Here is a 13,075-nt window from a genome sequence, read left to right as displayed (position 1 = left end):
ATTATGCGCCGAATGCGGCTATTATCCAGTGCCGCCTGTTGCAAAACGTCTCATGAAATTGGCGCAATGGAGCCGCAGAGGTGCCGATAATGACAAATGATAGAGGGAGATGCTAATGGATCTGACCAATCCCGTTACCTGGGCGATCATCGCCGTGCTGGTAGTTGCCGGGCTGTATGCCATCGTGTTGTACAACCAGTTGGTGAGCATCAAGCATGCGGTCAGCCAGGCCTGGGCCAATATCGATGTACTGCTGCGTCAGCGTCATGAGGAGTTGCCGAAACTGGTGGAGGCCTGCCGGCGCTACATGCAGCATGAACAGGAAACGCTGGAACGGGTGGTCGCTGCCCGTGGTGCCGTGGCTCAGGCCCGTGAGCGTTCCGACGTCAAGGGACTTGGGCAGGCTGAAACCGTACTGCGAGCCGGTTTGGGTCAGTTGTTCGCCTTGGCTGAGAATTATCCTGAACTCAAGGCCAATGAGTCGTTTCGTCATCTGCAGGAGCGGATCACCGGTCTGGAGAATGGTATTGCCGATCGGCGTGAGCTGTATAACGCGGCGGTGAACATCAACAACGTGCGGATTGAACAGTTCCCCGATGTTTTGATTGCACGGATGTTCAGTTTTCCATCGGCTGATCTGCTGCAATTTTCTGAGGCTGAAAAGGCCGATGTGGATATCCGGGCTCTGTTTTCATGATTGATGTGCACGGCGTCATGCTGTTGTCGTACCCGCATTACGCCATGGCTGTTGGGTTGGCCGGGCTATTCACCCTGATCACGCTGTACAACTGGCTGACCCGGCTGCGCCGGGCGCGCTGGATTGAAGATACCCCGACCTCGCGGATTCGCTCGGCGGCTCAAGGGCTGGTCGAGTTACAGGGTCAGGTCGATGCTGGCGGGTATGCCCCGCTGTTGTCGCCACTCAGCGAAATCTCATGCCTGTGGTATCGGTTTCAGGTCGAGGAATACCGTCGTTCGGGCAAGAACAGCAACTGGCGCACCGTTGAGCGGGGTGTCTCGGAACGGCCGTTTCTGTTGCGCGATGCGACCGGCAGTTGCTGGATCAATCCGTTGGGGGCCGAAGTGCATCCGCGTCAGCGTAAACGCTGGGAAGGCAGCCAGCGTTGGCCGGCTGGGCGCTCGGTGCGTACCGGCATCATGAGCAGCCTGCTTGGGCGGCGTTATCGCTATACCGAGGAATGGTTGCAGGAGGGCGAAACCCTGTACGCTCTGGGCTGGTTCCAAAGCCGTGGCGGTGGGCGTGAGGCGATCGATGAGCAGGCCATTGCCCGTCAGATCATCAGCCAGTGGAAAGCCGACTACCCGGATCTGCTCAGTCGGTTCGACCGTAATGGTGATGGAAGGCTGGATGAGCGTGAATGGGAGCAGGTGCGTCAGGCTGCCGGTGAGGAGGCGCGACGTCAGGCTCGGGTGGCGGGGCAGGCGCCGGTGGTGCATGCGCTGGGCAAGCCACCTCATCGGGGGCTGCCGTTTCTGTTGTCGGATCACCATGAAGAGCATTTGAGCCGGCGCATGCGCCGGGCATCGCTGTTGAGTCTTGGTGGATTTCTGCTTTGCGCTACGGCCAGTGGCTGGCTGTTGCTGGCGCTGGTCCAGGCTGGCTAAAACGCTTCAGTTGGCCTGGGTCGCGGTCTGTCTGGCCATCTCGCTCTGATAGCTGCGCAGCCAGTCGATCAGGCTGCTGGCCGGTAGGGGGCGGCTGTAGAGATAGCCCTGACCTTCATTGCAGCCCTGGGCGATGATGTAGGCTTCCTGCTCTCTGGTTTCCACGCCTTCGGCAATTACCTGCATGTTGAGGCTGCGAGCCAGGTGAATGATGGCGCGAACGATTGTGGCGTCATCGACATCAACCAGCACATCCTGAACGAAGCTCTTGTCGATCTTAATCTTGTCCAGCGGCAGGCCGCGTAGGTAGCTGAGTGACGAGTAGCCGGTACCGAAATCGTCGATGGCGATCAGCACCCCGGCCTTTTTCAGGCTGTTCAAATGTCCTGCGGCGGCGCTGATGTCTTCCATCAGACCGGTCTCGGTGACTTCCAGCTCCAGACTCTGGGCCGGGAGCTGGTAGCGTTGCATCAGGTTGGTGACGACCTTGGACAGTTCGCCATGGTGCAGTTGCACGGTCGACAGGTTGACCGCCATCCGCAGTTGTGGAAAGCCGCTATCGTGCCACTGACGCAGTTGCCGGCAGCTTTGGTCGAGGACCCAGTCGCCAATTTCGATGATTGAGCCGTTCTGTTCGGCCAGTGGGATGAACAGGTCCGGCGGTACTAGGCCACGCTCGGGATGCTGCCAGCGCAGCAGGGCCTCGACACCGATTACCTGGTGTGTATCGAAACACACCTGGGGTTGGTAGAGCAGGTGAAATTCGTTGCGTTGCAGCGCGCCACGCAGATCCTTTTCCAGCTCGCGGCGAATACGCATTTCGCTGTCCAGGCTGGCAATGTAGAACTGGTAGCGGTTACGCGAGCGGGCCTTGGCCAGCATCATCGTCTGTTCGGCTTTTTGCAGCAGCTTTTCGGCGTTGTCGCCATCGTCAGGGAACAGGGTGATACCGATGGTGGCGCGTAAGCTTACGGTATGGGCGCCGAGTTCGAACGGACGGACCAGATCGTCAAGGATGGTCTGGGCCAGTTCGGCCGCTTCGTAGGGTTCGCTGACGCCGGTCTGAACCAGAGCGAACTGGTCGCCGCCCAGGCGTGCCAGGCAGCCCAACTGGGCACTGTTGGCGCGCAAGCGGTCAGCCACCGCCACCAGCAGACTGTCGCCGCTTTGATAGCTGAACTGTTCGTTGACTTCCTTAAAGTCATCCAGGCCGCAGCACAGCACTGCTACGCCGCGCTGACGGCGGCCTGCATCGGCGAGAATGCGATTGAGCTGTTCCTGCAACATGCTGCGATTGGGTAGGCCGGTCAGATGGTCATGTTGGGACATGTGCAGCAGGCTTGCCTCGGCTTCGCGGCGCCGGCTGCTGTTGCGCTCAATCGAATCGAGCAGTTGATTGGCCTTGTTGATCCAGATGCCCAGTTCGTTGCGCTCGTGCCCCGGCAGCATCGGGATCAGATTCTTGCCTGGCTGATCTGGGTTGATCTCGGCAATGTGCTCAATAATCCGCGATAACGGCTTGGTCAGCAGGATGTGATAGAGCAGATACAGCATGAAGGCCATGGCCATGGCTCGCAGGGTGCCGGAGACCATGATGATCAGTGAACGCTGGAGGAACTCCTGGCCGTAGGGCGCAGTATCCAGGGTGATGCGCAGATCGCCATAGTATTCATTGTAGGGCGCGCGCCCAAAGAGCTTGATGGTGTAGTCCTGGTCTACCCCGAACAGCCAGTCGCTCAGCCCGCGTGAGCGGGTATCGATCAGGGGGCGTTCTCTTATGGCCAGCGGCGATTCGTCGGGGTGGCCGATGGAGGCAAAGCGCACGGCCTGATGCTCGAACAGGCCCTCAACCACTTGTAAGGCCATCTCCCGATCAAGACTGTAGACCGCCTGAGTAGCTGGATCACGAGCCATGGCCAGGATCTGAGTCGCTGTGCTGTCGATCAGACTGCGTTCCTTGCGCAGGTCATAGAGGATCTGCGCAAAGCTGAGAATCAAACCTACCAGCAGTGCCCACATCAGGACCAGACGCAGCAGTTTGATGGAAAGGCTGTGCCGACGCTCCAGTTTCAAGTTAGTGCTCTATCCAATGCTTGTGGTTGGCAATCCTTGCATCATGCAAGTAGTTATTATGATCATGCAAGCGTTCTGGCCCGCAGGCTGCACTTCGGTATTAGAGTATTAACATCGTGCTGGGCTGAGGTCAAAATAAAGTCACTTTGACATTGCTATAAAATGACACACCCCGCAAAAGCGGGGTGTGTGGTACTGCTCATTTGGGGTCTCAGGCGGCGAGGTTCTTGGCCACAAAATCCCAGTTAACCAGGTTCCAGAAGGCTTCGACGTACTTCGGACGCAGGTTGCGGTAGTCGATGTAGTAGGCGTGTTCCCAGACGTCGCAGGTCAGCAGCGGGGTGTCACCGGAGGTCAGCGGGCAGCCGGCGCCAATGGTGCTGGCCAGGGCCAGGGAACCGTCAGATTTCTTGACCAGCCAGGCCCAGCCGGAGCCGAAGGTGCCGATGGCAGTCTTGGTGAACTCTTCCTTGAACTTGTCGAAGGAGCCGAAAGCCTGGTTGATGGCGTCAGCCAGGGCGCCAGTCGGCTGGCCACCGCCGTTCGGGCTCAGGCAGTTCCAGTAGAAGGTGTGGTTCCAGACCTGGGCGGCGTTGTTGAATACACCACCACTGGAGCTCTTGACGATCTCTTCCAGGGTCTTGCCTTCGAACTCAGTGCCGGGAACCATGTTGTTCAGGTTGACCACGTAGGTGTTGTGGTGCTTGCCGTAATGGTACTCGATGGTTTCAGCGGAGATGTGCGGTTCCAGAGCGTTCTTTTCGTAAGGAAGTGCAGGCAATTCAAAAGCCATGGTGTTTCTCCATTTATCAGGTGCACGGAAGAGCCTGATCATAGCACCTGTGCGGTCTGCTATCCACGTAACAAGTGTAGGGATATAGCGATTCAGAGCTGTTTCAGGGCCGGGGCGGCGAGGCTCCAGGCGACACTCAGCATCATGGCGGCCACGCCCAGATCGATCCAGCGCCAGGTCGATGGGCGTCGTAGCCACGGAGCCAACCGGGCGGCGCCCAGCGCCAGACTGAAGAACCAGATGATCGAGGCGCTGGCCGCGCCCAGAGCGAACAGCAGTGGCCAGCTTTGCTGGGCACCGATCGAGCCGATCAGTACTACGGTATCCAGATAGACATGCGGGTTGAGCAAGGTCACTGCCAGGGTCGCCAACAGTACTGCCTTGCGGCTGCGTGGCGGCTGTTGATCGGCCCCCAGTGCCTGACTGGAAAACGCCCGGCGCATGGCCAGAAAGGCATAGCAGCAAAGAAACCCGACCCCACCCCAGCGAGTGATTTCCATGGCCAGCGGCGATTGTTGAAGCAGTACCGCCAGGCCCAGCGTGCCGGCAAGAATCAGCACGATATCGCAGCTCATGCATACCAGCGCGGCGCTCAAATGGTGTTCGCGGCGCAGCCCCTGAGCGAGAACGAAGGCGTTCTGGGCACCGATCGCCATGATCAGTCCGGCGGCGACCAGCAGGCCGTTGAAATAGCTGTGTAGTACGGGCATGGCGGATGGGCTCACTCATAACAGGAAAGATGCTGCTGAGTCTGCGCTGGACTCTTTAATAAGAAAAACAAATAATCCTGATATCACATAAGGAAATTTTATGCTGGATTACAAGTTGTTGGCTGCCCTGGCGGCGGTGATCGAGCAAGGTGGGTTTGAGCGGGCGGCCCAGATGCTGGGGCTTTCACAATCAGCGGTGTCACAGCGGGTCAAGTTGCTGGAGGCACGGGTCGGCGCTCCGGTGCTGATACGCCTGAATCCACCCCAGGCCACCGAAGTCGGGCAGCGTTTGCTCAACCATGTGCAGCAGGTGCGGTTGCTGGAGCGCGACTTGCGCGAGGCTGTCCCTATGGCTGGTGAAGACGATCTGCCGCCACGCCTGCGCATTGCCTTGAATGCCGACAGCCTGGCCACCTGGTGGGCCCAGGCGGTTGCCGAGTTGAGTATTCGTGAAGCCTTGCAGTTCGAGTTGGTGGTCGATGACCAGGATGTCGGGTTGCGGCGCATGCGTGCCGGTGAGGTGGCCGGCTGCGTATGCGCCAGTGCCCAGCCGGTGGCTGGCGCCCGGGTGTTGGCCTTGGGGAATATGCGTTATCTGGCGGTGGCCAGCCCGGAGTTCATAGCCCGCTACTTTGCCGATGGGGTGAGTCAGACGGCGCTCAGGCGCGCCCCGGCAATCGTTTTTGGGCCTGATGACCAGCTCCAGCACCGGTTTCTGAGTGGGTTGGACTATGGCGGTGAGTTTCGCTACCACCTGTGCCCATCGTCCGAGGGGTTTGTCCGTTTGCTCAGTGCCGGTATGGGCTGGGGTATGGTGCCGGCACTGCAAATCCCGGTGGAACTGGCCAGCGGCGCTCTACGCGAGTTGGTGCCGGGGGCGGTGGTGGATGTGCCGTTGTATTGGCACTACTGGCGTCATGGTGGTCGGCTGCTGGATACCCTGACTGCAGAACTGGCTCAGCGCGCCAGCGCACTGTTGGCGGCGGGCCAGGGCTGAGGCGATGGCGTCGCGCCACTGGTACCGGCTGGCGCTGCGGAGTAAGGTGGGGAAAGTCATAGTCCGACAGGGAGAACAATAATGCGAATTCTGGTAACCGGAGCCAGTGGTTTTATCGGTGGTCGCTTTGCGGCGCATGCCCTGAGTCTGGGCTATGAGGTACGTTGCAGCGGACGCCGGGCCGAGCCGCTGAGCTGGCTCAAGCAGCGTGGCGCCGAGTGCCTGGCGGGCGACCTGCTGGATCCGGGATTCTCCGAGCGCCTGGCTGAGGGATGCGAGGTCATCGTGCATTGCGCCGGTGCGGTGGGCACCTGGGGCCCTTACAGTTATTTTCACGATGCCAATGTACGCACGACCGAGCATGTGTTGGCCGCCGCGCTGCGTAGCAAGGTACGCCGCCTGGTGCATTTGTCGTCACCGTCGATGTATTTCGATGGTCGTGATCACCGCGATATTACCGAAGACTTCGTCCCGCCCCGGTTTTTCGACCATTACGGGGCCACCAAGTATCTGGCCGAACAGAAGGTCTTCGCTGCCGGGCGTCAGGGGCTCGAAGTGATTGCCTTGCGGCCGCGATTCGTGATTGGTGCTGGCGACACGGCCATCTTTCCACGTTTGCTGCGGGCTCATCAAAGCGGGCGTCTGAAGATCATTGGCCGTGGTGAGAATCAGGTTGACCTGACGCCGGTGGAAAACCTCAATCTGGCTCTGGATCTGGCCATACGCGCACCCGAAGCGGCGTTGGGGCAAGCCTACAACATCAGCAATGGCGAGCCGGTGGCGTTCTGGCCGACTTTCAATCGTTTGCTGGAGCGTCTTGGCATGCCAGCATTGACCCGTCATGTACCCTATCCGTTGGCTTACGGCATGGCCTGCCTGGCCGAATGGCGTGCGCACCTGACTCCTGGTCAGCCTGAGCCGGCTATCCTGCGGCTGGGGATGGCGGTCATGGCGCGTGATTTCAATCTGAACATCGACGCCGCGCGGGCGCAGTTGGGTTATCAACCTCAGGTCAGTGTGGCTGATGGGCTTGAGGCCTTTGCCCGCTGGTGGGAAGCCGGAATGCCGGCTGGCCTGGAAAGTGCCTGGAGTAGCAACGAGCGTGCAGGCCATGCGCTGGGTTAGCTGCGAATAACCTGGCCACGATAGATCCGCACGCTGCCGGCGCCCATGCTGGCGGGGGCAGGCTCGGGTGGGCGAGTGGCGCGGGGCTGGCTCATCTGGCGTTGGCGCGCGGCAATCGCGCTTTGCAGGCCGAACGCTTCCTCGGGCTCGGGAGCGATTGGTTCGAGCATGCTGGCCAGACGTTCACCCAGGTCGCGGATGTCGTCCTGGGCGCAGTCGCGACTGAGGTCGATCATGTGTTCGGCAGCATCCGGCTCGCTCAGATGGACGGTAACCCCCAGGCTTTGTTTCAGGCGTCTGCGCAGTGCAGTCATACAATCGAGGGTGGCGCGATTGAACTGGGCTTCGGCGATCATGCTGATTCTCCCTTTCGTGCTGTTCGGAAAGCAGTTCCGGTAGCCAGGCTAGAGCCTTGCAAGCAGAATATGTACCAGATCGGTCGATCCGGGGATTTATGCTGCCTGGGGCCGGTCAAAGTGTTCTGAAACAGGCACTAAAGGCGATGGCGTGCGATCTTGTGGTGCGCCGTGCATTGCTTTGGTGCGCTCTTTTTGCAGTTGAGGGGAGTCAATGAGAGATCGTGAGTTTGAGGGCGAGCTACCCAGTATCCGGGCGACCGCAGATGAGCGGCCGGGCACGCTGGAGCCCCAGGCGGAGAAGGCTGATAAAGAGATACCGAACGAGCCGTTGCGCTCGCCTGTACGCAGTGAACCCAAAGGCTCTGGTAATGGTGCCTTGTGGGCTTTGTGTGCGGCCTTGAGTCTTGGGCTGGTGGGCCTGGGTTATTGGAGCCATCAACAGCAGACCCGTTTGCAGCAGCAGTTGGTGGCTACCCAGAACAGTTTTGCTCGTATCAGCGAGGAGGCGGCTGGGCGGATTCAGGACATCACTGGCAAGGTCAGTGCTACCGAGTCTACCCTGAGCGAAACCGAACAGGCTCGTGCGGCGCAGCTGACGGCGCTGGAAAAAGGCGTGCAGGAACTGACCCGCAAGCTGGAGCAGCAAGCCAGCACCCTGGCCAGTCTGCAGCAAAGTGGTGAGGCGCGGCAGCGTCGTTTGGATGGCATCAGTGGTCAGGCCAATGAATTGCAGGAGCGCCTGGAGGCCCAGAGCGGTCGTCTGGGGAGTCTGGATGATGCTCTGAAGCAAGGTGGTCAGCGGCATGAGTCACTGGCTGGTGAGCTGGGCGGGCTGCGTGAAGAGATCCGGGCGCTGGCGGGGCTGGAGCAGCGTATCGGTGAGCAGGCTGAGCAGCTCCGGCGTCAGCAAAGTACGCTGCAGAGTCTGTCGAATCAGGCCTCGGCGCGTAACCTGGACCAGGAAATGCTGGTGTTGCGCAGTGAGATAGACCAGCGTCTGAGTTCGACCGAGGATGCATTGGCAGCCATCGATAGTTACCGGTTGCAGACCAATCGTACCCTCAACACCCTGCAGAACCAGCTCAACACCCTGCAGCAGCGTGTGGGGCAGCCCTGATGAACTTCCTCGCCCATCTGCTGTTGGGGCCGCCTCAGCCCCAGCAGGCGCTGGGCAGCTTGCTGGGCGATTTCGTCAAGGGACCGGTGGCGAACCTGGCCCTGCCGCCTGCGGTGCGTGAAGGGGTCTGGCTGCACCGGCGGATCGATGTCTTTACCGACAGCCATCCGCTGGTTCTGGCCAGTAAGGCTCGAGTCAGCAGCGAGCGGCGGCGGTTTGCCGGGATCATGGTCGACATGTTCTACGATCACCTGCTGGCAAGGCACTGGGCGCGCTTTTCAGCCCAGCCGATCGAGCATTTCACCCAGCAGATGTATGCCGGCTTACTGGCCCAACAGGCGCTGATCCCCGAGCATGCCTGGCCGGTGATCCAGCGTATGGCCGAGCAGGACTGGCTGAGCAGTTATGCCGAGCTGGAGCAGTTGGAACGAGCCCTGACCAATATGGGGCGGCGTTTGCGCCGCGACAACCGGCTGGCCGGCTCGGTGCTCGAGCTGGAGCGGGACTACGGCGGATTCGAGGCTGACTTTCTGGCGTTCATGCCCGAGGTTATCGACTATGCTGCCACTCAGGCGGCGGCCTTGAAATCCGATCCGGATTTGCGCGCGCTGCTGTCGGGCAGCCCCAACGCCTGAGCTACTGCCGACTGGGCCTGGCGGGCCAGTTGGTTGCGCTCGTTGCCCTGGCTGGCCAGCAGCGGCAGAAAATACACTTCAACCTCAATCACACCGGGGCAGCCGAGCAGCCGCCACAGATGGCGGGTGAACTCGTCGTCACCGATAAAGGGCGCGTACTGGTCACGTTGACCGTTGTAGCGGTAGGCGATGGCCACCGGTTGAACCGGGGTGCCGGTAGTCTGAGCGCAGGCCAGCATGCGGGCGTGGAAGGTTCGCACCTGATCGCCGGCGGTGGTCGTGCCTTCGGCAAACAGCACTAGACTGCGGCCCTGATTCAGCGCGTGGCTCAACTGCTCCTGCAACTGCGAGCCGCTGCCCTGGCCGCGCTTGATGAACAGGGTGCCGGCCGCAGCCGCCAGCCAGCCGATTACCGGCCAATGGCGAACTTCGGCCTTGGACAGAAAGTGCACCGGCGCCTGGGCGCCGAGTACCACGATATCGAGCCAGGACACATGGTTGCTGACCCAAAGCGTGGTGCCGTTGGGCGGCGTGCCGTGGCAGCGGATGCGCAGAGGTAGCAGGCGGATGAGCGTACGCATCCAATGGCGGGTCAGACGTTGACGATGAGCTGCCAGCCAACGAGGGTTGAACGGTTGCAGCAGGGCTGTCCAGGTGGCCAGTAACAGCCCGGTCAGAATCCACCCGGCAACGCACAAGGCTCGCCAGCTACGTTTCACGCCCATGCTGTTCATACCGCCTTGAAGTGTCGGGCGTAGCGTGGGCACAGCTGTTCACGGCGCAGCAGAATGAACACGTCGGCAACGTTGAACTCGGGATCCCAGCAGGGCTCGCCGCAGATCTTGGCGCCCAGGCGCATGTAGGCCTTGAGCAGCGGCGGCAACTGAGCAGTGACGTTGGCCGGCAGGTCGCGCTCGGGGATTGGCAGGCGCGGTATGGCGTTGAGCCAATCGCGGCACAGGTAGCGCTCGCGCAGTCGCTGCATGATGGCGTGAGCCTGAATCCCGCCATCGCCCATGCCGATGCTGGCGCAGCCCATCAGGTAGCCGTACTGGCGCTCGTTCATCAGTTGTGCCAGCCCGGCCCACAGTACTCCGATGGTAGCGCCATTGCGGTAGTCGGGGTGAACGCAGGTCCGACCGATCTCAAGGACATCGCCGCGCAGTTCACCAAGACCGATCAGTTGGAACTCGCCTTCACTATAGAAACCACCGGCATGGCGAGCCCGCTGGCTGTCTAGCAGGCGAGTGGTGGCGACCACCTGGCCGCTGAACTGATCGCGCACGACCAAATGCTCGCAGTGCAGGTCGAAGCTGTCCTGATCCAGGCCGCTGTCGGCATTGGGCAGGCTGGCCCCGCATTCCTCGCTGAAGACCTTGAAACGCAGTGCCAGCGCTTCTTTGAGGGTGGCATGGTCTTTGACCAGTTCGGTCTGCAGGTGACGATTGTCCTGTGTGTCCAACGCGAGCGCAGCATCTGTCATCGGGTACCTCCGCAAGGCAGCCATTAGCATCAGTGTCGATGCTAGGAAGCTGGCGTGTCAGGACGGTGAAACTTTGATGGCAGTTGAGTGACGGATGTCAGGGTTGATGCAGGTCAGTACCCACTTGTAAGTAGTTCTATATAACGGCGGCTGGTTTGTTACAGGAGTTTAACGCTATGGCCCATCCTCCGCGCGTGCTGTTCGACAATGGTGTGCACAAGGTACTGTGCTTCGACCAGTTGGTGACCGGTGACGGCATCCAGTCCAACCAGTTTCTGATTATCGATCATGATCAGCACGCTCTGCTTGATCCGGGCGGCGATCTGACCTACATGCCTCTGTCGTTGGCAGTCAGCCAGCATATTCCGTTACAGGATCTGACCTATGTGTTTGCCTCGCACCAGGATCCGGACATCATTGCTTCTCTGGACAAGTGGTTTTTGCATACTCGCTGCAAGGTGGTCTGTTCGCGGCTGTGGGCGCGCTTTCTGCCGCACCTGTCTGCCGGCTATCTGACCGCCAGGCACGGGGTTAGCACCATGGAGCGGATGATCGCGGTACCGGATCGTGGTCAGACCATTCCGCTGGGCGAAACCATGATCAAGGCTTTGCCAGCGCATTTTCTCCACTCGGTGGGCAATCTGCAGTTCTTCGATCCGGTCAGCGGCATTCTGTTTTCCGGCGATATGGGCGCCTCAATGGTCGATGATGCCGAACCGGTAACCGACTTCGCCGCCCATGTGCCCAGCATGGAGGGCTTTCACCGGCGCTACATGGCTGGCAACAAGGCCTGCCGGTTGTGGGCCAACATGATCCGCACTCTCAACCCGTCGATGATCGTGCCGCAGCACGGGCGGCCGTTCGTCGGGCCTGCTATGATCAAGGCGTTCCTCGACTGGATCAGCCAATTGCAGTGTGGCATGGATCTGCTCGAGCAGGAGGATTACCGGATTCCCTAAGGCGGTACATGGCTGGCCCTATCTATCCATGGCGTAAAGGCAACACCTTCGAGTTGTTGGTCGATGGCGAGAGCTTTTTTCCGCGCATGTTGCAGGCCATGGACGCGGCGCGTAGCAGCATCGATCTTGAGCTCTATCTGATCAGTTCCGGGCAGGCCAGCCGTCAGGTGCTCGATAGCCTGGTCGCGGCCGTGGCGCGCGGCGTTCGGGTACGCTGCCTGCTCGATGGCTTCGGCAGCCTGCAGTTGTCCGCAACCGACCGCCAGTATCTGCTTCAGGCCGGGGTCGAGTTGCGTTTCTACAATCCTCTGTACTGGCTGGCCGGGCGCGGCAATCTGCATCGGGACCACCGCAAGCTTCTGGTCATTGACCAGACGTTGGCGTTTGTCGGTGGGGCCGGGCTGACCGATGACTTTTACCGTCCGGATCAGCGCCAGAGCCTCTGGCATGAATTGATGCTGGAGGTGCGTGGCCCGGTGGTGCATGACTGGGCCGAGTTGTTCGAGCGGCAGTGGCAGGTATCCGGCCGGCGCCTGCGGCTGGCACCACCAAAATGGCACCGGGTGCGCGTCCCGGCGCCGCCTGCGCCTGATGCTTCAGGCTACGCCAGGGTCTCCTATGCCGATGCCCGCGAGCATACCGAGGTGGTTCAGGCGCTGCTGGCGGCCGTCTCAAGATCGCGGACCCGGATCTGGTTGGCAACACCGTATTTTTTGCCAGGCTGGCGCGTGCGGCGGGCACTCAAGCGCGCGGCTCGGCGCGGGGTGGATGTGCGTTTGCTGCTGTGTGGTCAGATTACCGATAACGCTCCGGTTCGCTATGCCGGGCAGCGCTTCTACCCAGGCTTGCTCAAGGCCGGTGTTCGGCTCTACGAATACCAGCCGCGGTTTCTGCATCTGAAGATGGTGCTGGTTGATGAGTGGGTCAGCCTGGGTTCATGCAATTTCGATCACTGGACCCTGCACTGGAATCTGGAAGCCAATCAGCAGGTTGTCGATCCGTCTCTCAACGCTGCAGTGCGGGACTGTTTTCAGCGTGACTTCGCCCAGAGTCGGGAGTGGAGCCTGGGTGCCTGGAAGGCTTTGGGCTGGGGGCATCGGCTGAAAATACGACTGTGGAGCTGGGTCAACCGGCTGGCGGTTTTGTGGTTTGGGATTCGTCGCTGAAGGCGGTGCTGGCATTTAAGGAAACACTGATT

14 protein-coding genes are annotated in these 13,075 nt (G+C 60.6%); 8 read left to right on the top strand and 6 right to left on the bottom strand.

Annotated elements, in window-relative coordinates:
- Nucleotides 1–115: 115 nt before the first annotated feature.
- Both BVH74_RS17305 and BVH74_RS17300 read left to right on the top strand, forming a co-directional pair.
- A complete protein-coding gene (locus BVH74_RS17305) occupies nucleotides 116–697 on the top strand; it encodes a LemA family protein (protein ID WP_080051310.1) in 582 nt (193 codons plus the stop codon).
- A complete protein-coding gene (locus BVH74_RS17300) occupies nucleotides 694–1,626 on the top strand; it encodes a GIDE domain-containing protein (protein WP_080051309.1) in 933 nt (310 codons plus the stop codon). Before BVH74_RS17305 ends, BVH74_RS17300 begins: the two co-directional genes overlap by 4 nt.
- 6 nt (nucleotides 1,627–1,632) lie before the next feature.
- Here BVH74_RS17300 and BVH74_RS17295 read toward each other — a convergent pair whose 3' ends face one another.
- From BVH74_RS17295 to BVH74_RS17285, 3 genes are all read right to left on the bottom strand, one after another.
- Nucleotides 1,633–3,699 carry a putative bifunctional diguanylate cyclase/phosphodiesterase gene (locus BVH74_RS17295; protein WP_080051308.1) on the bottom strand — a complete coding sequence of 689 codons (2,067 nt, stop codon included), beginning with the start codon at nucleotides 3,697–3,699 and terminating at the stop codon, nucleotides 1,633–1,635.
- Nucleotides 3,700–3,910: 211 nt separating this feature from the next.
- A complete protein-coding gene (gene sodB, locus BVH74_RS17290; protein WP_080051307.1) occupies nucleotides 3,911–4,492 on the bottom strand; it encodes a superoxide dismutase [Fe] in 582 nt (193 codons plus the stop codon).
- A 92-nt stretch (nucleotides 4,493–4,584) separates the two neighbouring features.
- Nucleotides 4,585–5,202: a LysE/ArgO family amino acid transporter gene (locus tag BVH74_RS17285; protein WP_080051306.1), complete on the bottom strand. Its 618-nt coding sequence runs from the start codon at nucleotides 5,200–5,202 to the stop codon at nucleotides 4,585–4,587.
- Nucleotides 5,203–5,302: 100 nt separating this feature from the next.
- On the opposite strand from BVH74_RS17285, the gene BVH74_RS17280 reads away from it, so the two are divergent.
- Nucleotides 5,303–6,199 (top strand): LysR family transcriptional regulator ArgP, encoded by an 897-nt coding sequence (locus BVH74_RS17280; RefSeq protein WP_080051305.1) that lies wholly within the window; start codon nucleotides 5,303–5,305, stop codon nucleotides 6,197–6,199.
- Between the two features lie 81 nt (nucleotides 6,200–6,280).
- On the top strand, nucleotides 6,281–7,324 hold the full coding sequence (locus BVH74_RS17275; RefSeq protein ID WP_080051304.1) for an NAD-dependent epimerase/dehydratase family protein: 1,044 nt from the start codon (nucleotides 6,281–6,283) through the stop codon (nucleotides 7,322–7,324).
- Here the strand turns inward: BVH74_RS17275 and BVH74_RS17270 are convergent.
- Nucleotides 7,321–7,680, bottom strand: coding sequence for a hypothetical protein (locus tag BVH74_RS17270; protein ID WP_080051303.1), 360 nt, complete (start codon nucleotides 7,678–7,680; stop codon nucleotides 7,321–7,323). The genes BVH74_RS17275 and BVH74_RS17270 overlap by 4 nt on opposite strands.
- A gap of 214 nt (nucleotides 7,681–7,894) precedes the next feature.
- On the opposite strand from BVH74_RS17270, the gene BVH74_RS17265 reads away from it, so the two are divergent.
- Together BVH74_RS17265 and BVH74_RS17260 are read left to right on the top strand one after the other, a co-directional pair.
- Complete coding sequence (locus BVH74_RS17265; protein WP_080051302.1) at nucleotides 7,895–8,800, top strand: coiled-coil domain-containing protein; 906 nt, start codon at nucleotides 7,895–7,897, stop codon at nucleotides 8,798–8,800.
- Nucleotides 8,800–9,435 carry an acyl carrier protein phosphodiesterase gene (locus BVH74_RS17260; RefSeq protein ID WP_080051301.1) on the top strand — a complete coding sequence of 212 codons (636 nt, stop codon included), beginning with the start codon at nucleotides 8,800–8,802 and terminating at the stop codon, nucleotides 9,433–9,435. Before BVH74_RS17265 ends, BVH74_RS17260 begins: the two co-directional genes overlap by 1 nt.
- Here the strand turns inward: BVH74_RS17260 and BVH74_RS17255 are convergent.
- Together BVH74_RS17255 and BVH74_RS17250 are read right to left on the bottom strand one after the other, a co-directional pair.
- Nucleotides 9,369–10,160, bottom strand: coding sequence for a lysophospholipid acyltransferase family protein (locus tag BVH74_RS17255; RefSeq protein WP_080051781.1), 792 nt, complete (start codon nucleotides 10,158–10,160; stop codon nucleotides 9,369–9,371). The two genes, BVH74_RS17260 and BVH74_RS17255, sit on opposite strands and share 67 nt — an antisense overlap.
- Before the next feature lie 5 nt (nucleotides 10,161–10,165).
- The gene (locus tag BVH74_RS17250) at nucleotides 10,166–10,918 is read right to left on the bottom strand and encodes a GNAT family N-acetyltransferase (RefSeq protein WP_080051300.1); all 753 of its coding nucleotides are present in this window, start codon (nucleotides 10,916–10,918) and stop codon (nucleotides 10,166–10,168) included.
- A 176-nt stretch (nucleotides 10,919–11,094) separates the two neighbouring features.
- On the opposite strand from BVH74_RS17250, the gene BVH74_RS17245 reads away from it, so the two are divergent.
- Together BVH74_RS17245 and BVH74_RS17240 are read left to right on the top strand one after the other, a co-directional pair.
- Nucleotides 11,095–11,877, top strand: coding sequence for an oxygen-binding di-iron domain-containing protein (locus BVH74_RS17245; protein ID WP_080051299.1), 783 nt, complete (start codon nucleotides 11,095–11,097; stop codon nucleotides 11,875–11,877).
- Nucleotides 11,878–11,885: 8 nt separating this feature from the next.
- Nucleotides 11,886–13,043 (top strand): phospholipase D-like domain-containing protein, encoded by a 1,158-nt coding sequence (locus BVH74_RS17240; protein WP_080051298.1) that lies wholly within the window; start codon nucleotides 11,886–11,888, stop codon nucleotides 13,041–13,043.
- Nucleotides 13,044–13,075: the final 32 nt, after the last annotated feature.

It is taken from the genome of Halopseudomonas phragmitis (genome assembly GCF_002056295.1).
In the GTDB taxonomy this organism is placed as follows: domain Bacteria; phylum Pseudomonadota; class Gammaproteobacteria; order Pseudomonadales; family Pseudomonadaceae; genus Halopseudomonas; species Halopseudomonas phragmitis.
Note: the sequence above shows the minus strand (reverse complement) of the source record. Positions and strands in the feature narration are given on the sequence as shown.